This window comes from Pelagicoccus sp. SDUM812003 (assembly GCF_031127815.1).
Taxonomy (GTDB): domain Bacteria; phylum Verrucomicrobiota; class Verrucomicrobiia; order Opitutales; family Opitutaceae; genus Pelagicoccus.
The window spans coordinates 65,883-92,258 of sequence record NZ_JARXHY010000009.1 but is presented as its reverse complement, the minus strand read 5'-3'; the positions used below and the strand labels follow the sequence as shown (position 1 = coordinate 92,258).

Genomic DNA, 26,376 nt, shown 5'->3' with positions numbered 1-26,376 from the left:
GTTGCGGTCCTGGATCGCTTCGGTCTCGCTCCGCTTTACGCCTTTTTTATCAGCATGGCGGGCGTTACGAACCGATCTGGACTTAGCTTTGGCTTGGCGGCGCGCTCTTGGTGGGCGAGGATCGATGCTCCCGCTCTTGGATGGCTGTGGCAATGTAGGCCTTCGCTTCGTCCAAGGTCGAGAAATGGACCACGTCCCAGGCCGGCTCGGAGGCCACATCGATATACTCGCTACCAATCTGGTCGAGCGCAGGGGAGTTTCCCACGAAAGCCACCGTGATATTGGGATTCGAGCGAGCCGCGGCCTTGTCCATGTAGGCGATGCGCTTCACATAGGCGGCGGAATGGGAAATGGCTTCCGCTTTTTCGAAGCTGACCACCTGCCAGAGCAGCTTGTCGAATCGCTCGTCCCCGTAGACGATCTGGTTGCTTTCGAGCAGATCCTGCGAGGTTACGTCCCCAAAATAGTCGAAGAACACCGTTCGGCGCTCCCATGTGAGTCGATATGGCATGTCTGTTGGATTGGAACCCGCGTCCGAGCTCCGCGATAACTGGCTAGGCGTTTCCCTTTGCTTCAGTCATTAGGATGGAGCTTGTAAAGCGAAACGCAAAGGTCGAGGGCACCTTTTACAGATGCTAAACGTTTGCTCGCGCTGCGGGCGCGAGCGGCGGAATTTGCGCACTCCGCGCTTGTCGGTGGAGGGGGAAGCTCTCAGTTTGCCTGCGTTATGATAATCCTCCGTGGCGCTCCCTCCCATTCGGACTTTCGTCTGCAAAAGCTGATCGCAGCACTCCGCTCAGCCAACCTCCCCGTGCGAAGCATCTATGCCGAGTTCGTGCACGTGGCCGAGATCGATGGCGAACTCGATGATCAGGAGCTCGACGTCCTCAAGAAACTGCTCACCTACGGACCGAAAATCGAGTCCCACGAGCCGAAGGGACTCTTGCGCGTGGTGGCCCCGCGCCCAGGCACGCTTTCTCCCTGGTCTTCGAAGGCCACCGACATCGCTCGCATCTGCGGTCTGACCAAGCTGGAGCGCGTGGAGCGGGCCGTGGCGTTTTGGGTGGAAACCGAAGGCGCAGCAGACCTCGATGACGCCCAACTCAAAGCCCTCGACGCCAAGCTGCACGATCGAATGACCCAGGCGGTCTTCGGCAGTCAGGAGGAACTGTCCGTGCTTTTCCGCCACGAGGAGCCCAAGCCCTTCACCACGGTGCCGGTCATCTCCGGCGGCCGCGATGCCCTCGTCGAAGCCAACAAGTCCCTCGGACTGGCCCTGGCCGAAGACGAGATCGACTACCTGGTGGAAAACTTCCAGAAGCTCGGCCGGGATCCGGTGGATGTGGAGCTGATGATGTTCGCCCAAGCCAACTCCGAGCACTGCCGCCACAAGATCTTCAACGCCTCGTGGGACATCGATGGGCAAGCTCAGGAGAAGTCGCTCTTCAAGATGATCAAAAACACCTTCGAGATGCGCAGCGAAGGCATCCTGTCCGCCTACAAGGACAACGCCGCGGTCTTCGAAGGCTCAAAGGGGAATCGCTTTTTCGCCGATCCCAAGACCAACACCTACGCCCCCTCGCTGGAGGACATCGCCATCCTCTGCAAGGTGGAGACCCACAACCACCCGACCGCCATCTCGCCGTTTCCAGGCGCCGCCACCGGTTCCGGAGGCGAAATCCGCGACGAAGGGGCCACCGGCATCGGCTCTAAGCCCAAAGCGGGTCTCACTGGTTTCACCGTATCCAATCTCAAACTACCCGACGCCCCGCAGCCTTGGGAAAAGGACTTTGGCAAGCCGGAGCGCATCGTGTCCGCTCTCGATATCATGATCGACGGACCGCTTGGTGGCGCCGCCTTCAACAACGAATTTGGTCGTCCTAACATCCTGGGATATTTCCGCACGTTCGAAATGGCCGTCCCGGCCAGATCTGAAAGTTCAGATTTGAAATCTCAAATGGGCTCTAACGACAAGCCGCTAGAGCTAGTCGGCTACCACAAGCCCATCATGCTGGCGGGCGGCTTGGGCAACATTCGCCACGAGCACATCGAAAAGGGCATCGTCAACGCTGGCGACAAGCTGGTCGTTCTCGGCGGCCCGACCATGCTCATCGGCCTGGGCGGCGGGGCAGCCAGCTCCATCGATAGCGGCTCGGGCAACGAGGATCTCGATTTCGCCTCCGTGCAGCGCGACAACCCGGAGATGGAGCGTCGCTGCCAGGAAGTCATCGACCGCTGCTGGGCCCTGGGCGCGGAAAATCCCATCGCCTTCATCCACGACGTCGGGGCGGGCGGACTTTCCAACGCCATGCCGGAGCTGGTCAACGACGCCGGCAAGGGCGGCATTTTCGACCTGCGCAAGATCAACAACGACGAGCCAGGCATGAGCCCGCTAGAAATTTGGTGCAACGAGTCGCAAGAGCGCTACGTCATGGCCATTCCGGCCGACCGCATCGAGGCCTTCGAGGCCATCTGCAAGCGCGAACGCTGCCCCTACGCCATCATCGGCGAGGCTACCGACGAGCGACAGCTCATTCTCGACGACCCGCATTTCGGCAACCGTCCCATCGACCTGCCGTTGGACGTGTTGTTGGGAAAACCGCCGCGCATGCATCGCAGCGAGAAATCGCTCAAGCGCCCGCAGGAAGCCCTAAAGCTTGATGGCGTGACCCTGGAGGAAGCCGCCAAGCGCGTGCTTTCGCACCCCACCGTAGCGGACAAGACCTTTCTCATCACTATCGGCGACCGCACCGTGACCGGTCTCATCCATCGCGATCAGATGGTGGGCCCTTGGCAAGTTCCCGTGGCAGACTGCGCCGTGACCGCGTCATCATTCGATGGATACACCGGCGAAGCCATGTCCATGGGCGAGCGCACGCCAGCTGCGGTTAACAGTTCCGCCGCCGCGGCCCGACTCGCGGTGGGTGAAGCCCTCACGAACCTCGCCGCCGCTCAGATCGGCGATTTGAAACAGGTCAATCTTTCCGCCAACTGGATGGCCGCTCCCAATGTGGAAGGCGACGGAGCCGATCTCTACGATGCGGTGAAAGCCGTCGGCATGGAACTCTGTCCGGAGCTTGGCGTGACCATCCCGGTGGGCAAGGACTCCATGAGCATGAGCACCGTGTGGCAGGACGAGCAGGGCGAGAAGCGTATGACCGCTCCCATCTCGCTCATCATCTCCGCTTTCGCTCGCTGCAGCGACATTCGTCTTTCCCTCACTCCGCAGCTTATCCAGGAAACGGATACCAGCCTCATTCTGATCGACCTCGGCCGCGGAAAGAATCGCCTCGGCAGTTCCATTCTCGCTCAAACTTTGAGCCAGATGGGCGAAGGAAATCCCGACGTCGATAGCCTTGAGGATCTCAAAAACTTCTGGAACGCCATTCAACAGCTGGGCAAGGAGCAAAAGCTGCTCGCCTACCACGACCGCAGCGACGGCGGACTCTTTGCCGCCGCGGTGGAAATGGCTTTCGCCGGTCACGTGGGTGTGGATCTGGAAGTGCCCGCCGACAGCGACGCCTTTGCCGCCCTCTTCGCGGAAGAACTGGGTGCTCTGATCCAAGTGCGCGACGCCGACCAAGCGGCAGTGTTTGAGGTGTTGCGTGTCCACGGTCTGGATACATGCAGTTCGGTCGTAGGCACGCTGAATCGGGATTTCGACCTGAAGGTGCTGCAAGGCGGCGAAGCGATCTACGAAAACGGACTCTCCGAGCTGCGTGCCATCTGGTCCGATGTGACCTTCCGCATGCAGAGCCTGCGCGACAATCCCGAGAGCGCCGCCAGCGAGCACACCATCCGCCAAGACCAAAGCGATCCCGGTATCAGCCCGAAGGTCACTTTCGACCTGGATGATCTGAAATTTGAAATCTCAAATCTGAAATCACAGCCAAAGTTGGCTGTGTTGCGCGAGCAGGGTGTAAACGGCGAAGTCGAGATGGCGGGCGCGTTCTACCGGGCTGGTTTCGAGTGTATCGACGTTCACATGACAGACGTACTCAGCGGCGCTGTGTCACTGGCCGACTTCAAGGGCTTGGCTGCGTGTGGTGGTTTTAGCTATGGCGACGTGCTGGGAGCGGGCGAAGGCTGGGCCAAGAGCATTTTGTTCAACGCCAAGGCTCGCGAGGAGTTTCAGGCCTTCTTTGAGCGTGAAGACACGTTCTCGCTCGGCGTGTGCAACGGCTGTCAGATGCTCAGCAACCTGCACGAACTGATCCCCGGTACCGGACATTGGCCGCACTTCGTGCAGAACCGTAGCGAGCGCTACGAAGGCCGTCTGGTTTCGGTGAAGATCGAAAAGAGCCCCAGCGTTTTGTTCGCCGGCATGGAAGGCAGCGTCCTGCCCATCGCGGTAGCTCACGGCGAAGGCCGAGCGGAGTTCAAAAGCCCTGAAGCCGCGAAGGCATGCGATGGATCGGGACTGGTCTCCGCCCGCTACGTTGACAACAAACACCAGGCCACTGAAGCGTATCCACTGAATCCTAACGGCTCGCCGTACGGCATTACTTCTCTCACCAGCGAAGACGGACGCGCGACTATTCTCATGCCGCATCCCGAGCGCGTGTTCCGCACCGCGCAGCTCAGCTGGGCTCCCAAGGAGTGGGGCGAGGACTCCCCGTGGATGCGCTTGTTCCGCAATGCCCGCGTGTTCGTGGGGTAGCGGTGGCTAATGGTAGGGCGTGGCCGCCGTGCCACGCCTAGCGGAGCTTTGGCGATATATATTTGATCGGATCGGATCGTTCCACGATGAGCTCGGCAGCGGTGTGGCCGGTGGAGGGCAGGAGCTGCTTGAAGCTGGGCGATCTGCTCGCGGGTGGTTTGGGGCTAGGTGTGCTTGGCTTTGGGGGCGAATGCTTCGGTTGGGGTTTCGATAGCGAGGTCGCTTTGGACGGCCTGTTGGGCTGCTGCGGCGTAGTTGGGATTCTGATACTCGGGGCGGAGGTAACGGATGAGTCCGCATTTTTCCTCGGTAGCGCGTTCGTGTTTTAGGTCGATAAGGCGGTTGAGGTGGACTGGCTTGAGGTCCTAGTAGCCACGTTCGTGTCCGCCGGAGGTAGCACAGCGGGTGATGAACGCTGCGGCTTGGGTATCGGAGGTGTCCTAGGTGGGCATCGTATTGGGAGAAGTACGTAGTGTGGTGATATTGGGATATGCCAACAGGGATTTTGGGAACTCTAGGGATCGGGTTGGGCCAAGCGTCTGGGGGTGGCTCTGTGGGCAACATTTTTCGTTCGTTGAGCGATTACGCTGGTAATTGTGGGATTTTTCGAATCATGTGGCGGCTCAAGTTTCAGGGGGGCCGAGTTCATATGGCCACTCCAGGTATATTCCAGTTCAAGCGTCGCTGTTCGAATCCTACCTACTTCGAACTCAACTCAGATGCTTAATAGAAGACTAAAAAATGGAAATATACGTAGGAAACGTTTCGTTCGACGCCTCTGAAGGCGATTTGCAGGATGCTTTTGAAGCTTATGGCTCGGTGTCCGCTTTGAAGATTATCACCGACCGCGAAACCGGTCGCTCTCGCGGCTTCGCATTCGTCACCATGGATGACGCTGCGGAAGCGAAGGCAGCTATCGAAGGCCTTGACGGCCATGAGGTGTCTGGTCGCGCTTTGTCCGTTCGTGAGGCTACCCCTCGCGCCCCTCGCCAAGGTGGCGGCTACGGCGGCGGTGGCGGTGGTGGCTACGGTGGTGGCAATCGCCGTGACAATCGCGGCGGCGGCGGAGGCCATCGTGGCGGTTACGGTCGTCGCTAAGCGTCGATAAATCGAATTTTTCAGCCCGGCTTTCTCAGGAAGGCCGGGCTTTTTTGTGGGTATCGGGGATGGGCGTTTTGCTGAGGCTTGGGGGGCGGCGCCCACCCCCTACCGGTGGGGCCCTACTTCTCGAGGATGCGGAAGAAGGTGGTGGCCTCCGGGTAGAAGAGGTGCTCGTAGCTGAGGCCGGGAGTGAGGTTTTCCAGGTCGAGGATGGTCTTCCAGTTTTCCAAGTCGCCGGAGGTTTGCAGCACATAGGGCTCGCCGTCGTGTTGGGAAAGGGCCAATTCGAGGAATTCCCGACCGTGTCCGATGGAGAGCTCCGGCGGTGGCGTATTCGAAGGGTCGCTACCGATTTGCAAGGTGACGTTGGTCGCTCCTCCTTTCGCTAAGCTGAAGTCGTAGACATGAGCTTCGCCGTCGATGGTGATAGTGGCTCGGTAGTCGCCGTAGAAGCCACGATCGGAGAACAGACCGCTGGCGTCGGTGGCGCCTTGGAAGTCGTTCCACCAGGTTTCTTTGGTGAGCGTGCGCCAGGCAACGGCGTTGGGCTTTTCGCGCCAATCGCTGGTATACATTGCGGCGTCCGATCGCCAATGGGCGTTTTCCCAAAATCCCCAGCATTGCACGCCAACGGTGGCGGGGTGGCTGAAGGCGATGGTGAGGAAGTCGCGGGTGAAGTCGGCCTGCATTTCCTCGTCTTCGGTGCTGATGTCGAATTCGGTGACGCGTATATCGAGCTCGGGGAAGGCGTTGTGGTACCGCTCGAAAATGTCGTAGATGCGTTCGATGCCGGTCGGCGAGCTGCTGAAGTGACCTTGCATGCCGATGCCGTTGAGCGGGGCGTCGTTTTCCAGCAGGTAGCGGATGGTCTCTTCATAGTGGTCCTGATGGGCGAAGTCGCGTCCGCCCGCGGAGAGTATTCCGTAGTCGTTGATGTAAAGCGCATGGCGTTCGAGGTGGGCTCGGGCTTGTTCGAACCAGTCCACCATGACTTCGTCTCCGAAGGCGTCCATGAGGTAGTAGTTGTCGTAGGGCTCGTTGAGCACGTCCCACTCGTCCACGTAGTCGGCGCTGCGCGAGGCCACGTCGTCGATGTGGTCGAGCACGATTTGCTTGGCTTCCGGGTCGGCGGCCGCGGGGTTGCCTTCGGGCAGGTAGCTTTGGATGAGGTTTGGCAGGTTGCCTTTGGAGGGCCAAACCATGACGTGGCCGCGGGTATAGATGTCGCGGTCGCGCAGCCATTGCATGGCAGCGAGGGTTTGCGAGGCGGCGTAGCTGGAACCCCATTCGCCGGCCCAGGGGCCCCATTTGAAGTCGTTTTCCGGGCCGCTTTGGTTGAAGAGATCGAGAAATTTTTCTCGGTAGGTGTCATTGTCGCTGCCGGTACCCATGATGATGCTGGATACGATGACGGAGCCAAAGTGGTAGGAGTGCCGGAGAAATTCTATGGAGATGTCGGCGTTAGGGATGGGGTCTCCATTGGCATCGAGGACCTTCAGCTGAAAGTCGCCCTTGCGGTGTTGTTCGATACGTGCGGCGGCTGCGTCCCGCCAGGATGCGTCAAGCTCGCGTCCCGCGTAGGACGGGCGGGTGATGGGCAGGTCGTCCAGAGCGAGGGTTTGCTGGTAGTTTATGAACTCGATACCGGCCACTTCCCAGATTTGGGTTTTAGATCCCGCTCCGGCCCCGATCTGCAAGGAGAGTTGTCCGGAAGGGAGGCTTTCGGTCATTACGAAGGGCAGGAGATACTCGGTCCACTGATCGGTGGCGGTGATTTCGCGCTGCAGGTATTTGTTGAAGTCCGGGGCGGGGCCTTGGGGGAAGACGGTGGCGAAGCCGACGCCGGACTCGTCGTTGGACTCGATGGAGCGGAAGAAGAGGCGCACCATCATGACGTCGCCCTCGGCGACCGCCTGGTTGACGGTGAACTGCAAGGCTCCATTCCAGAATTGGCCGGCCGGGTTGGAGACCGTCACGCGTCGGGCTTGGGTGAAGTCTGGGTGGTCGACGGAAACGACGCTGGCGGAGGCGACGGGCGAGCCGCCGTTTTCGCCCGGCCAGAATCCGCCTGTCACGGTGATATTTCCAGGCAAAAGGGCCACGCCACCCGCAGGGAGTTCGGTTTTCGCCAGTAGCGGACTAATCAGAAAAAGGAAGGCGATTAGGGTAATCGCCCAAGGGGTGGATCGTGACCTGTGCATCATTTTGCGCTCAATAGAAATACGATCGGTAGCCGGTTTTGGATTTGAGCACAAGTCAGGAGGAGAGCCAAATGGGGCGATTTCGGAGTCGTTTTTCGATGCCCAGAACCTGCATTGCTTTCGCTACGCTGTGTGCAACTCCTGTGTTTTTTTGGAAGAGGAGGTTTCGGAGCCGCCTCTTGCGAAAATCGCTCTTCGCTTGCGGGCGCCATTCAGGGTTTTGCCGATGAAGGTCGAGCGCACGAACAGGTCGTAGGTGAGCAGGCTGAAGGCGATAGTGATACCGCTGATTGCGGCGAGTTTCATGAACCAGTTCAGCTGGAGCTCAGCGAAGGCGATCTGCAGCCAGACCACGATGGGCAGGTGTATCAGGTAGAGCCAATACGAGGCGTCGGCCACGTAGCGTACGATGGCGTTTTGTTTGCGAATCACGACGCGGAACAGTCCGATGCTGACAAATACCAGCGACCACATCATGACACCATAGCTGAAGCAAAAGGCGGCTCGCGCTTCGGCGATGTATTCGAAACTTGGATTCGCTTGAAAGCCAGAGAGATAGATGGTGAATCCGATGCTGGCGAAGAGGTTTATAATGCGGGTTGGAGTGAGCTGCGATAGATTCGTGAGTAATTCCGGCTGGCGATGAAGGAGCCACCCGAAGCTGAAACAGCCGAGGTAGACGAGGAAGGTTGGCAGATGGGGAATGAGGCTTTTGTCCGGTGTATCCATTCCCCACTGACTCATTCGCCAGAGACAGAAGGCGGTTGGAATGGCGAGGATGGCTGCGGAGCTGGAGGTGTTGGCCACCCACTGGATGATGCGGTCTACGGTGGCGCCTAGCCAATTCTGAGCGGACGGAGCAAGGGCGAGCAGTTTCTTGACGACGAGCGTGGTCACGGTGACAAGGACGAGGTAGTAGAGAAACCAGAGGTGGCTGCCAGTGAAGATGCCTGCGGGAAGCGCTTTCAAGGTTTGAAACCCCTGGCTAAGGCCGTTCCAGATATCGACCTCGCCGCGCATGCTTTCCGTTCCCATGACCCATCCAGACACCAGCAGTGGGCGTAGTATGAACCAGGCCACTACAAAGGGTAGAACGATGCGGGTGGCACGAGACTTTAGGAAGGCGCTGGTTCCTTTCTTGTAGAATGTCATGTGGCTGAAGAAACCGGCGATGAGAAAAAACAGCTCCATGCGAAAGGAGTGGCTGATCAGGAGAAAGATCGGCACCAGCGAGCTGGTGTTTATATCCATGACCGCCCAGCCGATGAAGCTCGGCATGAAGGAGAGGCTGGCGTGGAAGACGATGCCGAGAAGTAGAGCGAAGGCGCGAACTGCATCCAGATAATCGATACGAGAGTTGGAGGGAAGGGCGGTCATGGCGAAGTGAGTTGAATGCGAGGAGGATTGGAGGCGATGGTGTGGCTGGATGGGACCGCGATCAACGATCGCGGCCACAATCTATGGGCGGGTGCAATAGGTCCGGCGCGGCGGCCGGACCCTACCGCTAGTAGAAGCTGATTTCGTCGATTTCGTAGGCGAAGGGGCCTTTTTGCATGCCGACGGAGACAAGGCTTATGCTCTGGATCGTTTGCGGGTTGAGTTTGGTTTGTTCGGACCAAGCGCGCTTGAGGGAACTGAAGGGGATGGTGATTTCCTGGAGTTGGTCGCCTTTTTGGTAGGGCACTAGGGCGGCGTGGTAGTCGTAGTTTTTCACTTCCGAGCTGTTCACTGAAAGGGAGAGCATTCCTTGGCTTTGCTTTACCTTTAGTCGAACGCCTTGGTAGGCGGAGAGATCGACTGGCGTGCCGTCGGCGGAGAGCAGCAGGACCATACTGGCCCAGCCGGGTTGACCGCGAGGGGGAGCGATCTCGCCGCTGGCGAGCAGGACGCCGTCCTCCACCTTTTGCGCGGTGGAGGTGGATCCGCCGGTGGTGGTATCGTTCATATACATGCGCGGGAAGCCGAAGCTGTTTTTATCCGAGTCGCTGAAGTCGTCGATCAAGCTGGGCGTTTCGGCCGCTATGATAGAGGAGCTGAGGGCAGCGATTGCGAGCAGGGCCTTGGCGGCGTTCAGGAGGGAGCGGGCGATCGTTTTCATTTTTGTTAGTCTTTTTGGAGTTGGCTTGGCCGAAGCGGTCTCGCATCGGCGTTCACAGAGTATGTGCCCGTGGGGGAGAAAAAGGTGACAGACTTTTTTGGTTTTTTTTTGGAAAAACGACGATTCGCCTAGCCTTGCCCTTAGCATGGCGGATGGACTAGGCTGTCGCCGAACCTCCAACCCATGGTACTGCTCTATGAAACTCGGCGCGTTTTCGGTTAGTCTTTCAGTTAAGGATATCGCGGCTTCGCGTCGCTTTTACGAAGCTTTGGGGTTTAAAGAGGTGGGCGGGAAACAGGAGCAGAACTGGCTCATCATGAGGAACGAGGGGACGACCATCGGACTGTTTCAGGATATGTTCGAGAAAAACAGCCTGACCTTCAATCCAGGTTGGACGAGCGCGGGTGACGAGTTGGAGACATTCGAAGACGTGCGGAGCATCCAGCGAAGGCTGAAGGAGGCGGGGCTGCCGCTGGTGGCGGAAGCGGATGAGACGACCAGTGGCCCGGCTCACTTGATCGTGGTCGATCCTGATGGGAACCCGGTATTGATCGATCAGCATGTGTGAGCGGGCATGGCAGGGGGACCGTTTTTGTTTTTCTTCAAAAAGTCTGTCACCTCGGTCTGCGATTCGGGCACTGGTAAGTAACAGCTCATGAATCTAAATACCAACAGCCCCTCGTTTGAGGACATCGGCGACGCCACTCTTGTGACAGCGTCCCTCCAAGGCGATCGTCAGGCCTTCGGGAAAATTGTTACCCGGTACCAGCGATTGCTTTGCTCGGTGGCATATTCGTCGCTGGGAGATTTGGCCCGAAGCGAAGACTTGGCCCAGGAAACCTTCATCGAAGCATGGAAGAAGCTCGCCGGGCTCAAGGAGCCGGAAAAGCTCAAGTCGTGGTTGTGCGGAATCCTTCGTTTCAAGCTCAGCCATCACCGCCGCAAGGAAGCCCGTCAGCCGTTGGCCAGAGCCGAGGAGTTGGAGCATGCGAGCGAGTTGGAGTCGGATTCCCAAGGAGCTGAGGAGTACACCATGAAAGAAGAAGAACAGGCCCTGTTGTGGCAATCCTTGGAAAAGGTGCCGGAAACCTATCGCGAAGCATTGATTCTGTACTACCGAGAGCACCGTTCGGTGGAGCACGTCGCCTACGAGCTCGATCTCTCCGAGGATGCGGTGAAACAACGGCTATCCCGCGGACGAAAGCTCTTGCAGGAACGCATGATGACCTTCGTGGAAGACGCGCTGGCCCGCAGCACGCCCGGCCGTGTATTCACTGCAGGAGTACTGGCGGCCCTGCCTGCCATGATGGCCCCTCCCGCCAAAGCTGTCGGCACCGGCGCGGTGGCGGCTCAGATCGGCTCCGCGTTGAAATGGACTGGAGTGGCCACTTTTCTCGCCTCGATTTCCGGAGTCATTAGCAGCGGATTCGCTTTGCGAGCGGGGCTCGATCAATCGCGCACGGATCTCGAGCGCCGGAAAGTGATCCGCACCGTGATTTCCTACTTCGCTCTAGCTATTCTGTTTGTCGCCGGAATTCTTGGCATGCGTCAGCTCGTCATTCACGGATATTGGAATAGTGGATACGCCATGTGGCTGGCTCAAGCGCTGGCGATCTGCTTTGCCGCGAGCTACCTCTATTTGACCGTTCGAATGTTTTCCAGTTCTCGGGCCTTGCGCATCGCGGAGCGCTTGCGGAGACCGGATCTCTTTCAGAGCGAGATCGACCAGATCGGCTCGAAGAAGCGCGAGTATCGCAGTCGGGCGACGTTGTTCGGCGTGCCGCTGCTGCATGTGCAGTTCACCAACTCGGAAGGGAACGAAGGTCCGGCGATCGGTTGGATCGCCGCGGGAGAAAAGGCCTATGGACTGTTGTTCGCCTGGGGTGGATACGCGGTGGGCACGATCAGCGTTGGCATCGTCTCGGTAGGATTGATATCGCTTGGCGCGGTTGGTTTTGGCGTGATCGGAGTCGGTACCGTCGGCGTCGGATTGTTGGCCCTCGGAGCCTCCGCGATCGGATACAAGGCGTACGCCTCTCTTTCTGCCCTAGGCTGGGAAAGCGCGTTCAGCAACGGCTTTTCAGCGGCCAAGGAAGGCGCCATCGGGCCGATTGCCATGGCGAAGCAGGTGAACAACGAACAAGCGGGACAGATCGTGAACCTCGCAAGCATCGAGCAGTCTCACGTGTTCGTCATGCTAGCCATGTCGGCCTTGGTGATCGTGCCAGTGGTCTTGTATGCCAAAGCAGTGCGCAAGCGCATGGGCAAAGGCAAGCGGGAGTCCTGAGGAACGGTGGAACGCGGCCTCCGGACGCGGTCTAGTAGAGTCGCCTTACCCTAGTCTCGAGTGGCGGCGAGGACTTCGATTTCGATGAGCAGCGGGCTGGGCAGGTTTTCGATGGGGAAGGCGGTGCGAACCGGCTTTTCCGGATTCACCTTCTTGTGATCGAAGAAGCGACGATAGGCGGTGTTCCAGTTTCCGAAGTTCGGACCGAATGGACCGTCGAAGTTGAGGTAGGCCCGCAGTTGGGCTGTACTGGAAAAGTCGATACCGTGATCGGCGAGGCGGTCGTGCAAGGTCAGTAGCGCCTCGGTGGCTTGTCCGTGAATAGTGTCGCGGTCACGGTCGATCGCTCCGGAAAGCCAGATTTTCTTGGCGTCGCGAGCGAGGGCTACCGAGCCGCTGAGAAAGGAAGTCGGGTTGCCAGCGCGAAGAATGGGGGAGGACTGTTCTTCACCATGGGTGGGGAATTGGCTAAACGGTCCGGAGGCATCGGGAAAAGCGGCGTAGAACTCGATCTCGATGAGGCGGCCAGAATTGCTGAAGCCGGGGCCGGAGAATACGCTGAAGGGAGGGGCGGCGACTCGTTTCTCGCTCCAGAAGGCTTCCCATCCTGAAAGAAAACCATCTGTATCCAAAAAGCGGTTTTCCTCTTCGTCCAATTCAGGCGACAGCATGACTCGTGTGAAGGCGAGATCGCCCAAATGCAGTCCCCAACTGATGAGGGTGGCTTCCAGCTTTTGCAGGGTGGACTGGGTTTGCTGCTCCATGTCGCCGAAATCCCTTCCACCCTCCTGTAGCGGATCTGCTAGCACCCCGGAAGTAATGAGCAGGCTGGAGTAGGGAGCGATGCTGCGAAGTTGGTTTTCCGATCCCGACATGAGACGAGGATTTGCAGGAAGCGTTTCTGCGGACGCGCTCGGTTTCGACGAAGCGATGATGGCGTCGATAGCGATAAGCGAATCAGGATCGATCGCTGCAAACGAGCCGATGGTGGTGCGGGTGGGTGGAAGGGGATTGTCGGCGAAAAAGGCTTTGAACGCCTCGTTCCAGGCACCCATGTGATCGCTCATATCCTCGCCTTTCGCGGAGGTCAGGTAAGCGCGAACGTTGGCGACGTCACCACGACTGAGGCCGCTGCTGGAAAGGGCGTCATCGAGTTGCTGAAGAGCGTCGGCAGCTTGGGCGGCGAGACCGTTTCCCCGACCTTCGAAGGATTTGGTAAACGAGATCGCGGCGTCGGGATGCACCGCCACTGAGTCGCTGTACGGTTTTTCGTCAGTGTGTATGAGCTCCATGACCGGTTGAGCCACGGCTAAGTGTGAAAGGGCGACGATGATCAGGGTGATTGGGTGAAAAAAGCGCATGGCGGGGCGTGAGCAAATAGCGCGCCGCGCCAGGATCCGTCACTTTCGAGCATGGGCTCGAAATGGAACATCACCTGCTGAGGATCGGCGATGTCTAGAAACGTTCAACGCAGGGATTTTCTACGCTTCGCAGGGGCCACCGGCGCCCTTGCGCTGCTTGGCGCCAATCGCTCGCTCGCTAATGGCGAGAAGACCAAAGTCGGACCGGATCCCCGAGAGCACACATCGTATCCGAATTTTAAAGACTTGGTGCCGATCCGGGCCTCGCAGGATCGCGTCGTGCGGGAGACGGTGGGCCTGCGGCCGTTTCGTGAAACGGGTCCCAACCTGAGCGTTGAGACCATCGGCAAAAAGACGGTCGTTCACAATTATGGACACGGAGGTTCGGGCTGGTCGCTTTCGTGGGGAACCGCGATCGAAGCTTCTGAAAAGGCGCTAGCGACGGGGGCGGATTCCTTCGCTGTGATCGGCTGCGGAGCGGTGGGCATGACCACTGCGGTGATGCTTTTGCGTGCGGGCAAGAAGGTGACGATCTACAGCAAGGATCGTCATCCGAACATCACTTCAAGCGTGGCAACCGGCGTTTGGTCGCCAGACAGTCGAATCTGTCTGGAAGAGCACGGTAGCGAAGCCTTCGCTCAATGGTGGAGCAAGACTTGTCGAGCAAGCTTCGGCATGTACCAGACCTACCTGGGGCTTCCGGGCAATCCCATCGAATGGGTCGATACCTACGCTGTTTCGGACAAGCCCTGGGATGTATTGAAGGAGGAGCAGGAGGCCAATCACGAGGGGCCGCGCTTCGGGCATTTCAAGGACTACGTGCGTGACCTGACTCCTCGCTCGCGGGATCTGGAGGCCTCGGAGCATCCCTTTGCTGAGCCTTATGTGAAAAAGGGCTCTCGCATGATCTTCAACATTTCCGCTTATACGGCGACTCTTTTAGGAGAGATTCGGGCTCTTGGCGGCACTTTGGTCACGCGCGAGTTTCATGAGGTGAGCGAACTCGCCAGCTTGTCGGAGAAAACCTTGATCAACGCTACCGGACTGGGAGCTAAAACGCTTTTCAAAGACGACAAGATGGTGTCGGTTCGTGGTCAGTTGACCTTTCTCATACCCGATCCGAGCATCCAGTATCAGTTTTCCAATCCGGACGCCTACGTCATTCCGCGAAGGGATGGACTGGTGGTCGGCTCTTCGGATAACGGCCGCTACGGATCGACGGATACCGCGGTCGACGCAAAGCAAAGCTACGATGCGGTCGAGGCTCTGGCCAGGTCGATGAAAGGGTTTCATCTCGGCAATGGCTAGGGCTCGGATAGAGACCTGCGTAAGTTGTATCCGTAGACGCTTTTCCGGCGCCGCGTGGGGATCTTCGGAATCGGTAGGTCGATGCTTCTTGTAGGTGAAAAAAGGATACGGGAAAGCGGCGACAAATGCGCTGCCTCGCTCGAATTTTCCTCGTTCTTGGCGTATAGTCGCAGCCGTTCTATCCGCCTGAAAACCGAGTTCATTCAAGACCTATGCCTACCATCAACAGTTCCGATTTAAGCGTAAGCCAGCCGATCGTCGCCGGCTCTTCCGACCCGCAGCTAACCATCCAAGTCGATAGTTCGAATCCCTTGGCCCCGGGCAGCTATCGCTTTCAGCTCGTCGTATCCGACGAATCGGGAAACAGCTCGCAACCCGCGACGGTCAATGTCGTGGTGATCGACGACAATGCTCCGACTGCGATCATCGATGCGCCAAGCCGGGTAAGCTTCGGGGCGAACATCATCTTAAGCGGGGCGCGATCCACGGATATTGGAGGGGCCATCGAGAGCTACGAGTGGACCTTGATCGACACGCCATGAAGCTGAAGGTGGGGAAACCGGTTGAGACGCGTTCGCCGCGTCTGCTGGTGGAAGGCTTGAGGAAGCCAGGGCGCTATCGGTTTCGCCTGGTGGTGGTCGATGAGGAGGGAAACCGAAGCCGACCTGCGGAAGTGAGCGTCGTGATGCTTGAAAAGCGCCCTCGCGGAAGAAGGGTTGGGCCCTCGCGGCGTCGACGCTAAGGCGTTTTCGAGTGAACGTGATGCGCCGGGTCGTTCGAAGAGCCAGCCGAGCCCGCGCCTTGCGCTCGGAGGCAACGTTTTGCAGTTCCGTCGACTTTGGCATTGGGAAGAAAGCGAATCCTGTGGCATAGTGGTGGCATGGGGAAACATGTTTGCATAACGGGATGTACGAAGGGATTGGGCCGGGCCTTGGTGGACTGGTTCGTCATGCAAGGTTGGTCGGTCAGCGGATGCGGACGCAGCGCCGACGCCATCGTGGAGCTGAGCGAGGAGTCGCCGCGCGACCACACGCTTTTCAAGGTGTTGGATGTGGTGAACGACAAAGCCTTTGCCATGTTCGCCGCCGAAGTCGAATCCGCGCTCGGCGCTCCCGATCTCCTGATCAACAACGCGGCCATCATCAATCCGAACGCCCGGCTCTGGGAAGTGCCAGCGGCGGATTTCGATGCGGTGATCGACGTCAATATCAAAGGTGTGGCCAACGCGATTCGGCATTTCACGCCCATGATGCTGCAGCGCGGCCAGGGGATCATCGTCAACTTGAGTTCAGGTTGGGGGCGGTCGACTTCTCCTGAAGTCGCTCCCTACTGCGCCAGCAAGTGGGCCATCGAAGGATTGAGTCAGGCCATGGCTCAGGAACTGCCGGCAGGGCTTGCGGTGGCGGCGCTGAATCCCGGGGTGATCGATACGGACATGCTGCGCAGCTGCTTTGGAGAGGAAGCGGGCAGCCACGGCGATGCCAAGGCGTGGGCGAAGCGAGCGGGACCGTTTCTCCAAAAATTGGATACGAGCTGCAACGGGAAGCAGCTGACGGCGCCCTGAGGGCGGGAGCTTCTTTGGTGATGGGATGATCGGGTTGAGGGCGCGTGCCCGGAGGTCTCGCGCCACCTTGTTACGAGTTGCTTTGACTCGTTTACTCGCGAGGGGCGGCGGCGGTCTCGTCGTCCCAATAGATGGCGTCGCGAAAGGTCTTGTGAACCTCAATCGTGTTGAAGGGCATCATTTGCACGAAGAGCACGGCGGCGATCTGGTTCTCCGGATCGACCCAGAACAAGGTGCTGGCTCGACCGTCCCAGAAAAACTCCCCGATTTCGCCCGAGTTTTCTTCGGCGGTGGCAGGCGATGCGATGCGTGTAGCGAAGTCGATGCCGAAGCCGACTTGCCCCTTTGAGGGAAGCCAGATGCTGTCGGTCAGGGTGGCGGGCAGGGCGTTGGTCGCCATGAGCTTTATGGTATCCGGATTTAAGATACGAGCCCCGTCCATTTCCCCTTGGTTCAGCAGCATGCGGGCGAAGCGCATATAGTCGTCCAAGGTGGAGATCAGCCCCCAGCCGCCGGGTTTCAAGACGCGTGGCGCTTGGTTGTACTCGATGAAAAGAGGATCCTCAGGCGCGAAGCTGCCATCCTCTTGCCGTTCGTAGATGACGGTGCGTCGTTCATCGTATTCCGGGCCGAAATAGTAGCCAGTCTCCTCCATGCCTAGCGGCTCGAAAATGTGTTCTTGCAGGTACGCGTCGAAGGGCTGACCGCTAAGTCGCTCCACGAGGAAGGCCTGCACGTCGACGGAGTCGCCGTAGAGCCAGCGCTCGCCCGGGTGGTAGGCGAGGGGCACGCGTCCCAATCTTTCGGCCATTTCCGTGAGGGAATTATCGAGGTCCATCGGGTTCTCCGACTTGTAGGCCAGCTCTATCGGATCTCCCGGCGTTTCGCCTCGGCTAAGTCCAGCGGTGTGGCGTGTGAAGTCGCGAATGGTGGGGGCGCGATTGGGTATTTCGAAAATCGGATTTCCATCGTCGTCCGTTCCTGAATACACCTTTAGGTTGGCGAATTCGGGGGCGAATTTGGCGATGGGGTCGTCGAGGCGGAATTTGCCTTGTTCGTGCAGCTGCATGAGGGCCACGCCGGTGATGGGCTTGGTCATGGAATAGATGTAGGCTAGGGTAACGCGCCGCATGGGGCGGCCGTTTTCCCGATCTGCCATTCCGTAGGCGCCGAAGTAGGCTTCGTGTCCTTTTTCGAAAACGAGCGCCGAGACGCCAACCAACCCTTCGTCGTCTACCAGCTTGCGAAGGGCTTCGTCGACGCGTTGAGCGTTTACGAGTGGCTTGGCGTGGAGAGCGAGGGAGATGCTCGCGGTGGCAGCGATGCTGGCGAGCAGACGAATCAGACGATGAACGGTGGGCATAAGCGTGAGGGTGGGGGTTAAGCGTTTGCAGCGTAGGGACGCGAGTCGCGGGATCAAGCTCCTGGCGGTTCTCACCATAGTATGTAACCTTTCTGTTCGCAATGGGGTATCTCGGCTGACGACCCCAACTTTCCGTATCCCTATGAAAACCTATCTTAGCGACTTCAAAGTCGGCATTCGCCAGTTCCAAAAATCGCCTGGCTCCCTGCTTTTCGCGGTGGCGGCCTATGCGATCGGACTGGGTTTGGTTACCCTGATGCTGACCATGATTTTCGGGGTGGCTCGCGGCACGCCGAACTATGAAAAGATCGATCAGATGGTGACCATGCGTTGGGATCCGGCTACGGAGCACCTTTGGAAAAACGGAAACCAGTTTTCCAATTGGCGCTATGTGGTGTTCGAGGATTTCGAGGCGGAGCAAACCAGTTTCGCCCACCTGTCAGCCCTACGCGGCATCGCGTTCAACGTGTTGCTGGATGGCCAGCCGGAGCGCGTTTCGGGCTATCAGGTGACGCCCGACTTCTTCAAGGCTCTCAACGCGAAGCCGCTGATGGGGCGCTTCTTCAGCAACGAGGACGTCCGCGCGGAGATCGAGCGCTCGGTGGTGATCAGTCATTCGTTTTGGCAGAACGAACTGAAGTCGGATCCAGATATCGTGGGCAAGGGCCTCACCCTGAACGGCGGCGCCTACACCGTTCTAGGCGTCGCCCGGGAGGGATTCGATTTCGTCTCCGAATCTCAAATCTGGGTGCCATCCAAGCGTCAGGAGGACGAGTCGCGCGGAGTCGGGCAAGGGCATCTGGTGGTCGGTCTGCTGCGCGATGACGTTTCCTTGGCCCAGGCCAACGCGGAGTTCAACAGTCTCGCGAAACGCTTTCAGGAGTTGTATCCAGATACAAATACAGGATTTACGACCGTGCTTTTCGAGCCCTTGGGGGCTCTCTATCTGCCTGAAAACATCAGGAATCTCTTCGATGTGATGCTCTTATGCAGCGTGCTGGTGTTGCTGATCGCCTGCGCCAACGTGGCGAACATCCTTTCGACGCGAATGCTGGGTCGCACCAAGGAGCTGGCCATTCGCTCGTCGCTCGGAGCGGGGCGGCAGCGCTTGGTGGCGCAACTGTTAGTGGAGGGATTGTTCATCGCCATTTTGGGTGGATTGGGCGGCTGGGCGGTGGGCGAGGTGACTTCGAAGGCGGTTTGGAATTTCGTGATGAGTTCCGACAACGTTTCTCTGCCCAGCTGGATGAATGTTAACATCGATTTCAAGGAGCTCGGCTTGCTGTTCGTGGCGACTCTGGTTTCGAGTTTGCTCGCTGGCGTGTTGCCAGCTCTGAGAGCGTCGCGAACCAACGTGAACGAGGTGTTGAAGGACAACTCGCGCACCTCGTCCGGAATCGCCATCGGTCGCATCAGCAAGCTGCTGGTGGTGCTGCAGATGTCGTTCTCGCTTGGTCTGCTCATCGCGGCGGGGGCCATGGTCAAGACTGTGCAGGCGGCCCAGCAATACAGTCCGCCTTACGACACGGAGCGCATGCTGATCGCTCGCATCGATCTGTCGGGCGAGCGCTATGACACCAACCAGAAGAAGTGGGCCTTCTACGAGGAGCTGCGGCAGCGCTTGGAGTCCATCCCCGGCGTGCGGGCGGCCGGTTTTTCCAGCGCCTACGATCTGATGTACAACTGGAACAGCGTGATGAAGATCGAGGGCACGGAATACGATCGCAGGGAAGACTTTCCGCGCATGCGGAACGAAATCGTAAGCAACAGCTATTTCGAAGGACTGGGCATTTCGATCATCGAGGGACGCGGTTTCACCGCCTTCGACGTAGCTCAGGAGGAGGGAAACAACGACGGGGTGATCGTGGTCAACAAGTTCCTGGCCGACACCTATTGGCCCGGCCAGAGTCCTATCGGCAAGCGAATCCGCGATACGTGGGACGACGAAGGACCATGGCTCGAGGTGGTCGGCGTGGTGGGCGAAACGGAGATGCTGGGGCCTGGGGCTCAGGACGAAGCGAGCCGTGCGGGATTCTATCAGCCGCTGGGGCAGCGTTCCTGGCTCTCGACACCGACGGTCTACCTGTACGCCGAAAGCGATCCTCTCGCCTTGGTGGAACCGTTCCGTCGAGCCGTGCTGGAGATCGATCCTAGCCTATCGCCTCATCGTATCAAACGTGTCGATACGGCGGTGAAGGACAATCAGTTCGGGCTGTATTTCTTCCGCAACATGTTCGGGCTTTTCGGAATCGGCGCTCTGATACTGGCATCCGTCGGCATCTATGGGGTGATGTCGTTTTCCGTCGTTCAGCGCACCATGGAATACGGCATTCGCCGATCGCTGGGGGCGCCCAGCAGTCGGGTGACAGTGCTGATCTTCCGTCGAGGAGCGCTGCAGGCGGGTTTGGGCATCGTGATCGGCTTGCTCTTCGGCTACGCGCTGGTGGGCCTAGTGCGGCAGATGATCGACGAGGTGCGTGGCGACGTGATGAGTTTTCTCGTCCCGACGCTTTGCATCGTCGCGATCTCCATCCTGGCTCTTTGGATGCCTTCCAAGCGGGTGAACAGCGTCGAATTGGCGGATGTTTTGCGAGAAAGCTAGTGAAATGAACCCTCCCGAACAGCATCGCCAAAAGGGGAAAACAAAGTTTTTTGGGATGGGTTTACCAAAAACCTCAGCCAATGGAAAATTTGTAAAGGAAAGAAGGATAGTCGGTTACGGATGAGCCTCTTAAGGTATAGGTTTTCCCTATGGGCGTTAGTGGATCTAGGTATTTCCAAATATGGGAGTTTTCGGCTATAGTCTGCGGCATCGGGAAAACCGAAAGGTAAGACCGAAACGAGCGAGGGTCGAGACGATCCGCTCGGAACAGAATTTTGGGGTATAATACAAAGAGAGCGACATAAGAGTAGGGGTACTCGTCGCTCATCGAAGAGCCCGCGCCGAGACTATCTCGGGCGGGTTTTTTCGTGTCTGAAATCCGAGGTAGTATCGCCTTCGCCGTTCGGTCGATCTCTGCTGGAAGGGGCTGACTTGGCAGGGAAGCGCAATGTGGGGCATGAGCGATTTAGGGCTCGATGGGATTAGCTTCGATGCGGAGGAAGAGCGGTTCGGACTGAAACAGGATCTGGCTTTCGAGGGTAACGAATTCTTCGTCCAGAGCGCTCGCTTGTAGAGTGAGGTCGGAGCGGGTCCAGTTGACAAGATCGGAGGACAGTTCGATGCGCAGAGGGACCCAGGCGATGTGTTTGGACTTTCGAAAGCTCAGAGCGAGGGAAGTCTCGTCGAGACGAGTTAGGCGGAGCTGCTGGGGACTCGCTTGCAAGGGAGAGCTGCCTGCGAGGTATTCGAAGACGTTGGCGGCGCCATCGAGATCGGGATCGGCCTCGGGGGAAGCGACCTCCGCAGGCGCGTCCGGTCCGAAATGCTCGAGGACCCATTCTTGGAAGTTGGGAGCGGTTTGGGCGGAGACAAGGATGGACTCGTCGCTCGTTCCGGCCTCGTTTCGAGCTACGACCTTATAGTGGTAGTCGATCCCTTCGGAGAGGTCTTGGTCGAGGTATTCAGTGGCGATGAGCTCGCTGGCTATGATTGCGAAAGGGCCTTGATCGGAGGCGGAGCGGAAGATGTCGTAGCTATCAGCTTCGGGAGTGGCGGCCCAGGAGAGCTGTAGTTGAGAATTGGATATGGGGACGAGGCTTAGGCCTTGAGGCGAGTCGGGTGGAAGCGGAGCGAGGGAAAACTGCCACCAGTCCAGCAGGAATGGGGCGGTATCGTCGTCGCTCTGGAAGATCAGGTAGAGGTCGTGTAGGCCCGAGGCGAGATCAGGATCGATGGAGCAGCTTTGCGTCGCCCAGTCCTCGAAGCTGGAGCGAGGGGTGACCGTGCAGCTACCGATCAACGGACCATCGATCTGATCGAGACGAAGCTCTATCGAGCCGCCGCTGGTCCCTGCTACGCGTACCTGAAACGCGTCTGCTCCGGTGTCGAAGTCGACGCCCCGCAAGGCGATCCAGTCTCCATCCTGCATGTCGCTCAGGGCCATGGCGCCATCGCCGATGGACTGAGTCTCGGCGCCGCTTTGGGAGGCGAAGGTTTCACCTTGGACGGGACCATAGGGATCGAGGGCTTTCACTTGAACGAGCTGGTCGAAGGTGTAGCTTATCTCCTGGATGGAGCCGTCCTCCAGATAGTCGAGCGGTTCGATGCCGAGGTTTCTCAAGTAGCCAGGCGGATCGCCGGCCTGATTCGCTACGTAGCGATTGTGGTAGACGTGGTACCAGCTGTCTGCGAACTGGAAGATGCCGGCGTGGTTGTTATTGTTGTTGCTCGGTGGCTGGTCGGCTACGACGCCTGCGTATTCAAAACCGGATACAGGGTTGTCGCTGGTCATGTAGTCGATGCGTAGACCGTGGGAGGGATTGGTTGAGTAGGAAAAGTAGTAGATGCCGTCTCGCTTGTGCATCCAGGCCGCTTCGAAAAAACCAGGGGCGGTGATGGACCGGGCGGCTCCGTCGAGGCTGATCATGTCTTCGTTCAGCTTGATGATCCGCACGTTGCTTTCGCCATTTCCGCCAAAGTACAGGTAGGCCTGTTGATCGTCGTCGATGAAGACGTAGGGGTCGAACAGCCACATGTTTTCTCCGGCTGCGCCAGGGGTTGACCACTTGATGAGCAGTTCGCCCAGCGGGTCGGTGAAGGGACCGATGGGAGAGTCTCCCACCGCGACGCCGATGCCCGAGCCGCCGTTGCCAAAATAGAGGTAGAACCTGCCATGGCGCTCGCTCATGGATGGAGCCCAGGAGCGGCTCGCCCAGGAGGCGTCGTCCGGCACGCGAAAAACCGGGCCGTGGTCGGTCCAGTTTTTCAAGTCGTCGCTCGAGATGCAGACCAGCGATTTCATGAGGTAATCTTGGGCTCCGACGTTCTCGTCGTCATTCGAGCAGTACAGATAGACGCGGCCGTCGTGCACCAGCACGCACGGGTCCGCCAGATAGCGATGGGATGCGATGGGATAGTCCGCCAGAGCGAAGTGGGTGAAGCCGCAGGCGAAAAGTGCGCAGGATAGGGATTTGCGAAGCATGGCGGTTCGGGGCGGCGTTTTTTTTGGGGTGGAAGCGCTGTCGAACGATAAAGCTGGGACGTGTCGACGCAAGAGCGTAACGGCCAGTGAAGCGCCTCGACGATCGCTACGCAGGTGGACTATAAGCTATCCAGGGGATATGGCCACCGAACATGTAGTGAAGAACTGGTTACGGATCTTCGCTATCGTGTCCTGGTGGGATCGTATCTGCTAGTGAAGCTGGAGCGGTCTTCTGGCTATTTGCTCTAACTCAGGGCGAGTGAACAGCCTGCTACTCTGACGACGTGGGGAGATCCTCTTCGTTCATCTCGACCATTTCGATCTCGCCCATCGAGATATCGCCTGGCATCAAGCGTCGGCGCAGCTTGCCGGAATTCTGTCCGAAGGAGCCGGAAGCGGCACGGGCCATTTCAGCGAGCTCCTCGTCGAAGCTTCGTCCCTTTGACCGAATGCTGAAGCGAGTGACCCACAAGAGGTTCTTCTTTTTGTTCTTCAAAAGCTCCTGGAAGTCGAAGGCCTGCAGGATGACGAAGTAGCGTTCTGATTCGATCTCGTCCTCGAGATCTTCGAGAATGCCTCGCTGGGCCCCAACTCGGGGGTCCGATCGGTACAAGGCTGCCATGGTCGGGGCGTAGCCCAGCAAGCGCGCGTTGTGCTCGTTCACTCGGCGGGTTCGAAATTCGGAGAGCGACTGCTGGAGTAGCGAGATGGAGACCTTGTCGTCGATCTGGTTGAGCTGGCCTTCTTGCTCGACCGTCAGCTCGCCCTCGCCTGTTTCGTCGCTGACCATCACCGCATAGTTCACCATGGCGATTTCATTGATGGCATCGGCGATCCCCTTGGTCGATTCGGTGACCAACCCCTTGCTGTAGGGAACCGTTTTTCCCCAGTTTATCATGATCAGGAGGTCGGTCTTCTTGGGATCGACCGCGGGAACGTAATTTTCCTCGAGGAGGGCTCTGGCGATGATCCTAGCCATGTCCTCGCGACTCAGAGCGGTGAGCGAGTCGTCCTCCCTAGTGGGGTCGATCATCTCTCCGAAGCCGAATGCGTAGTATTCGGTCTTCCACTGTCCGTTGGGCAGTCGCTCGCGCTTGTAGGAATCGCTCAAGGTGGAATGGGCGGTGGTGCGAGGCGGGAGTTTGTCTCTTTTTTCGGCGGCAAATAGATGGGAGGCGCCAAAGGTAGCGCAGGCCAGACTGATCAAGGCGAGGGAGTTGCGAAATGGCGTTTTCATAGGGGTAAGTCTGAAAGTTGAGGTTGGGCCGTATTGAGAGGGAGATCGGAGCAGAGAATCGACGCTCCAGTCACCTATACTCCGGTTGGGAAGAATCTACTTCCGTAGGGGGAAATCACAATGCAAAAATAGCGCTAGCAGAAGCAGTGTATCTGCATGACAGCAGATGAAAAGGGCTGGTGCAGATCTTGATTGAAGCCCGTCCCTACCCCAGCTGCAGCGAATGTCCAGAGACCGAGATTTGATCGAGGCAGGAGAAGGCCAGCGCGACTGTTCGGCTTGTGGGGCCTGCTGTCGCTGCTACCCCATTTTTGCCAGCGAGAGCGGGTCGGAGCGGGAAGATTTCCGCAATAGGCAGAGGCAGGAGGGCGCTCGGTCTATTGGGGAATGCTGATAAGGGCGACCGAATGGCGTCGAAGTGTAGTTAATATTTTGATACTTCCGCTATTTGTATTTGAAATATCGATGGGCTGCGGCGTGAGTTCTGCCGCTTCGTGGAGAATAGCGATCTGTTCGTCGGTGGGAGGTTGGGGTTCGCCCATGGCTCGCCACACCGTGTAGGCGTTGGCGTGGTGTTCGTCGATTCGCGTAATGGTGGCAGCGGAGAGCCTAGCATCCTCGGAGAGGCCAGATAAGGTGAGAGAGACTTCCGTTTCTTCTTCGAACTCTTTTGCCACATCGTGGTAGTTCCAGATGAGAATATTCAGCGCCCCTTTATCTGTTTGGGTGGCGATCACTCCGATGTCGGGCTCTTCTCGCACGCTATGGGCGATAATGGTATCCGTTTTCAGAATACCTGACGAACTGGCTTGAAGGCGCGTTTCGCCGAGCTGGGAGAAGAGTTTGAAGGCGTTGAGCACAGGCAGAGCGACTTCGTTGGTCGTGAGGGCTCGCAGTCCGTTGAACCACGGCTGGTCGTGGAAGGTGAAGGCCCACGAGACGGCGCCTTGAAGGTTTCCGCCGTAGCTGGCGGCGAGATTTTGCTTTCGCATAAAGGAGGCGGCGGTGTAGGAGGCGAATTGGGAAGTGCGGCGATAGTCGCGCTCCGGATCCAAAGTGGCGGGACAACCGGCGCAGCCTTCGGGGTCGGACTCGCCGAGGTACACCGGCAAGTGGGCGAATTCCGGGAATCCGGCGATCATCTTGCTATAGGTCTCTATGGTGCGGAGCTGGTTGCGAAGATGCATCTCCACATGTCCCTGCTCGTCGATGCGGGTGGTGCCTTTGGCGTGGTAGGCTATGAAGTCCAGCGGGGCTCCGGTTTCTCCGGTGACCGCGTTTTTGCCGGAACGACAGTGTTCTAGAAAGGCTTTCATAAAGACATCGCCATTTTTCCAGCCTGGGTCGGTGACGTGCGGCCCGCCGACGCGAGCGTCCGGGACGATCGCTTTGACCGCGTAGGTGAAATGGTCATACATCTTGTTGTATTCTTCAACAGTGCCTCGGAAATAGGGGGACTCCGGTTCGTTCCAAAGCTCCCATAGCCAGCTAGATACCGCGTCGCGACCGTAGCGATCCACCGAATGCTGTACCCAGGCGGAGATAAGGCCTTGCCATTTTTGGTAGTCCTTGGGCGGGTAGAAGGCGCCGCCGGAGACCATGTCCTTCGGGAGTCCGCGCTGGGTGAGCTTAGGCGTGTAGGGTTCCGGCTGGGAGGAAAGGTCTTGCGGCATGAAGGCGGCTTGTACGAAAGGCTCGATGCCGGGTTGGGTCAGTTGATCCATGATGGCATCCATCAAGGTCCAGTCGTAGATCGGGTTTCCGTCTTCGTCTTCGGTATAGACATTGGTGCTCGACCATTTGAGAGCCAGCGTGCCGTCCCCGCTCGTCAGCAGGTGGTGCACTCGGATTCTGATGGGTTCGGAGTCGCTCAACTTGTTGAGCTCGCCTAGCAGATGCTGGCCTTCAGGGGTGAGAACGGTGCCGGCTTCGTCCGCTCCGAAATAGTTCCAGATCGGACGCAGGGTGCCGACTGGCTTGTCGGCGTGTACTGTCATCTCAACTACATCTGCATTGCAGACGGCGGCGATGAAGGTGGCTGAGCATAGGCAGGTGAGAAGGCGTTGGAGTGTTAGGCGCATGGAATCTTGTTGGAGGTTAGGGGTGGTTTTA

18 protein-coding genes are annotated in these 26,376 nt (G+C 58.4%); 9 read left to right on the top strand and 9 right to left on the bottom strand.

Going from position 1 to position 26,376, the window contains the following annotated elements; translation table 11 throughout:
* Window positions 1-82: 82 nt before the first annotated feature.
* A complete protein-coding gene (locus QEH54_RS13565) occupies window positions 83-511 on the bottom strand; it encodes a hypothetical protein (RefSeq protein WP_309019229.1) in 429 nt (142 codons plus the stop codon).
* Between the two features lie 216 nt (window positions 512-727).
* Here QEH54_RS13565 and purL point away from each other — a divergent pair, with 216 nt between their 5' ends.
* The 3 genes from purL (at window position 728) to QEH54_RS13550 (ending at window position 5,758) form a co-directional block, all read left to right on the top strand.
* Window positions 728-4,660, top strand: a complete 3,933-nt coding sequence (gene purL / locus QEH54_RS13560; RefSeq protein WP_309019228.1) for a phosphoribosylformylglycinamidine synthase — start codon at window positions 728-730, stop codon at window positions 4,658-4,660.
* Window positions 4,661-4,746: 86 nt separating this feature from the next.
* Window positions 4,747-4,989 carry a hypothetical protein gene (locus tag QEH54_RS13555; RefSeq protein ID WP_309019227.1) on the top strand — a complete coding sequence of 81 codons (243 nt, stop codon included), beginning with the start codon at window positions 4,747-4,749 and terminating at the stop codon, window positions 4,987-4,989.
* Window positions 4,990-5,401: 412 nt separating this feature from the next.
* Window positions 5,402-5,758, top strand: a complete 357-nt coding sequence (locus QEH54_RS13550) for an RNA-binding protein (protein WP_309019226.1) — start codon at window positions 5,402-5,404, stop codon at window positions 5,756-5,758.
* Window positions 5,759-5,880: 122 nt separating this feature from the next.
* On the opposite strand, the gene QEH54_RS13545 is transcribed toward QEH54_RS13550, so the two are convergent.
* The 3 genes from QEH54_RS13545 to QEH54_RS13535 all read right to left on the bottom strand — a co-directional run bounded on the left by QEH54_RS13545 (window position 5,881) and on the right by QEH54_RS13535 (window position 10,060).
* Window positions 5,881-7,965, bottom strand: a complete 2,085-nt coding sequence (locus tag QEH54_RS13545; protein WP_309019225.1) for an endo-1,4-beta-xylanase — start codon at window positions 7,963-7,965, stop codon at window positions 5,881-5,883.
* Window positions 7,966-8,085: 120 nt separating this feature from the next.
* On the bottom strand, window positions 8,086-9,339 hold the full coding sequence (locus tag QEH54_RS13540; protein ID WP_309019224.1) for an acyltransferase family protein: 1,254 nt from the start codon (window positions 9,337-9,339) through the stop codon (window positions 8,086-8,088).
* Window positions 9,340-9,466: 127 nt separating this feature from the next.
* Window positions 9,467-10,060 carry a CIA30 family protein gene (locus QEH54_RS13535; RefSeq protein WP_309019223.1) on the bottom strand — a complete coding sequence of 198 codons (594 nt, stop codon included), beginning with the start codon at window positions 10,058-10,060 and terminating at the stop codon, window positions 9,467-9,469.
* Between the two features lie 196 nt (window positions 10,061-10,256).
* Between QEH54_RS13535 and QEH54_RS13530 the strand changes: the two genes are divergently transcribed.
* Together QEH54_RS13530 and QEH54_RS13525 are read left to right on the top strand one after the other, a co-directional pair.
* The gene (locus tag QEH54_RS13530; protein ID WP_309019222.1) at window positions 10,257-10,628 is read left to right on the top strand and encodes a VOC family protein; all 372 of its coding nucleotides are present in this window, start codon (window positions 10,257-10,259) and stop codon (window positions 10,626-10,628) included.
* A gap of 87 nt (window positions 10,629-10,715) precedes the next feature.
* A complete protein-coding gene (locus QEH54_RS13525; RefSeq protein ID WP_309019221.1) occupies window positions 10,716-12,347 on the top strand; it encodes a sigma-70 family RNA polymerase sigma factor in 1,632 nt (543 codons plus the stop codon).
* Window positions 12,348-12,397: 50 nt separating this feature from the next.
* On the opposite strand, the gene QEH54_RS13520 is transcribed toward QEH54_RS13525, so the two are convergent.
* Window positions 12,398-13,708, bottom strand: coding sequence for a Rid family hydrolase (locus QEH54_RS13520; RefSeq protein ID WP_309019220.1), 1,311 nt, complete (start codon window positions 13,706-13,708; stop codon window positions 12,398-12,400).
* Window positions 13,709-13,798: 90 nt separating this feature from the next.
* Here QEH54_RS13520 and QEH54_RS13515 point away from each other — a divergent pair, with 90 nt between their 5' ends.
* From QEH54_RS13515 to QEH54_RS13505, 3 genes are all read left to right on the top strand, one after another.
* Window positions 13,799-15,016 carry an FAD-dependent oxidoreductase gene (locus tag QEH54_RS13515; RefSeq protein ID WP_309019219.1) on the top strand — a complete coding sequence of 406 codons (1,218 nt, stop codon included), beginning with the start codon at window positions 13,799-13,801 and terminating at the stop codon, window positions 15,014-15,016.
* A 212-nt stretch (window positions 15,017-15,228) separates the two neighbouring features.
* Window positions 15,229-15,558, top strand: a complete 330-nt coding sequence (locus QEH54_RS13510; RefSeq protein ID WP_309019218.1) for a hypothetical protein — start codon at window positions 15,229-15,231, stop codon at window positions 15,556-15,558.
* A gap of 338 nt (window positions 15,559-15,896) precedes the next feature.
* Window positions 15,897-16,580 (top strand): SDR family oxidoreductase, encoded by a 684-nt coding sequence (locus tag QEH54_RS13505; protein WP_309019217.1) that lies wholly within the window; start codon window positions 15,897-15,899, stop codon window positions 16,578-16,580.
* Between the two features lie 91 nt (window positions 16,581-16,671).
* Here the strand turns inward: QEH54_RS13505 and QEH54_RS13500 are convergent, their stop codons facing one another.
* Entirely contained in the window at window positions 16,672-17,943 is a 1,272-nt protein-coding gene (locus tag QEH54_RS13500) for a serine hydrolase domain-containing protein (protein ID WP_309019216.1), read from the bottom strand.
* Window positions 17,944-18,085: 142 nt separating this feature from the next.
* Here QEH54_RS13500 and QEH54_RS13495 point away from each other — a divergent pair, with 142 nt between their 5' ends.
* The gene (locus QEH54_RS13495) at window positions 18,086-20,545 is read left to right on the top strand and encodes an ADOP family duplicated permease (protein WP_309019215.1); all 2,460 of its coding nucleotides are present in this window, start codon (window positions 18,086-18,088) and stop codon (window positions 20,543-20,545) included.
* Window positions 20,546-21,011: 466 nt separating this feature from the next.
* Here QEH54_RS13495 and QEH54_RS13490 read toward each other — a convergent pair whose 3' ends face one another.
* The 3 genes from QEH54_RS13490 to QEH54_RS13480 all read right to left on the bottom strand — a co-directional run bounded on the left by QEH54_RS13490 (window position 21,012) and on the right by QEH54_RS13480 (window position 26,345).
* A complete protein-coding gene (locus tag QEH54_RS13490; RefSeq protein WP_309019214.1) occupies window positions 21,012-23,027 on the bottom strand; it encodes a family 43 glycosylhydrolase in 2,016 nt (671 codons plus the stop codon).
* Between the two features lie 271 nt (window positions 23,028-23,298).
* Window positions 23,299-24,264 (bottom strand): hypothetical protein, encoded by a 966-nt coding sequence (locus QEH54_RS13485; RefSeq protein ID WP_309019213.1) that lies wholly within the window; start codon window positions 24,262-24,264, stop codon window positions 23,299-23,301.
* A 377-nt stretch (window positions 24,265-24,641) separates the two neighbouring features.
* Window positions 24,642-26,345, bottom strand: a complete 1,704-nt coding sequence (locus QEH54_RS13480; protein WP_309019212.1) for a hypothetical protein — start codon at window positions 26,343-26,345, stop codon at window positions 24,642-24,644.
* Window positions 26,346-26,376: the final 31 nt, after the last annotated feature.

What these genes read in the sequence shown, in the direction of transcription:
- QEH54_RS13565 (WP_309019229.1), bottom strand. Translation starts at nt 511, where the DNA reads ATGCCATATCGACTCACATGGGAGCGCCGAACGGTGTTCTTCGACTAT.
- purL (WP_309019228.1), top strand. Translation starts at nt 728, where the DNA reads ATGATAATCCTCCGTGGCGCTCCCTCCCATTCGGACTTTCGTCTGCAA.
- QEH54_RS13555 (WP_309019227.1), top strand. Translation starts at nt 4,747, where the DNA reads ATGAGCTCGGCAGCGGTGTGGCCGGTGGAGGGCAGGAGCTGCTTGAAG.
- QEH54_RS13550 (WP_309019226.1), top strand. Translation starts at nt 5,402, where the DNA reads ATGGAAATATACGTAGGAAACGTTTCGTTCGACGCCTCTGAAGGCGAT.
- QEH54_RS13545 (WP_309019225.1), bottom strand. Translation starts at nt 7,965, where the DNA reads ATGATGCACAGGTCACGATCCACCCCTTGGGCGATTACCCTAATCGCC.
- QEH54_RS13540 (WP_309019224.1), bottom strand. Translation starts at nt 9,339, where the DNA reads ATGACCGCCCTTCCCTCCAACTCTCGTATCGATTATCTGGATGCAGTT.
- QEH54_RS13535 (WP_309019223.1), bottom strand. Translation starts at nt 10,060, where the DNA reads ATGAAAACGATCGCCCGCTCCCTCCTGAACGCCGCCAAGGCCCTGCTC.
- QEH54_RS13530 (WP_309019222.1), top strand. Translation starts at nt 10,257, where the DNA reads ATGAAACTCGGCGCGTTTTCGGTTAGTCTTTCAGTTAAGGATATCGCG.
- QEH54_RS13525 (WP_309019221.1), top strand. Translation starts at nt 10,716, where the DNA reads ATGAATCTAAATACCAACAGCCCCTCGTTTGAGGACATCGGCGACGCC.
- QEH54_RS13520 (WP_309019220.1), bottom strand. Translation starts at nt 13,708, where the DNA reads ATGCGCTTTTTTCACCCAATCACCCTGATCATCGTCGCCCTTTCACAC.
- QEH54_RS13515 (WP_309019219.1), top strand. Translation starts at nt 13,799, where the DNA reads ATGTCTAGAAACGTTCAACGCAGGGATTTTCTACGCTTCGCAGGGGCC.
- QEH54_RS13510 (WP_309019218.1), top strand. Translation starts at nt 15,229, where the DNA reads ATGCCTACCATCAACAGTTCCGATTTAAGCGTAAGCCAGCCGATCGTC.
- QEH54_RS13505 (WP_309019217.1), top strand. Translation starts at nt 15,897, where the DNA reads ATGGGGAAACATGTTTGCATAACGGGATGTACGAAGGGATTGGGCCGG.
- QEH54_RS13500 (WP_309019216.1), bottom strand. Translation starts at nt 17,943, where the DNA reads ATGCCCACCGTTCATCGTCTGATTCGTCTGCTCGCCAGCATCGCTGCC.
- QEH54_RS13495 (WP_309019215.1), top strand. Translation starts at nt 18,086, where the DNA reads ATGAAAACCTATCTTAGCGACTTCAAAGTCGGCATTCGCCAGTTCCAA.
- QEH54_RS13490 (WP_309019214.1), bottom strand. Translation starts at nt 23,027, where the DNA reads ATGCTTCGCAAATCCCTATCCTGCGCACTTTTCGCCTGCGGCTTCACC.
- QEH54_RS13485 (WP_309019213.1), bottom strand. Translation starts at nt 24,264, where the DNA reads ATGAAAACGCCATTTCGCAACTCCCTCGCCTTGATCAGTCTGGCCTGC.
- QEH54_RS13480 (WP_309019212.1), bottom strand. Translation starts at nt 26,345, where the DNA reads ATGCGCCTAACACTCCAACGCCTTCTCACCTGCCTATGCTCAGCCACC.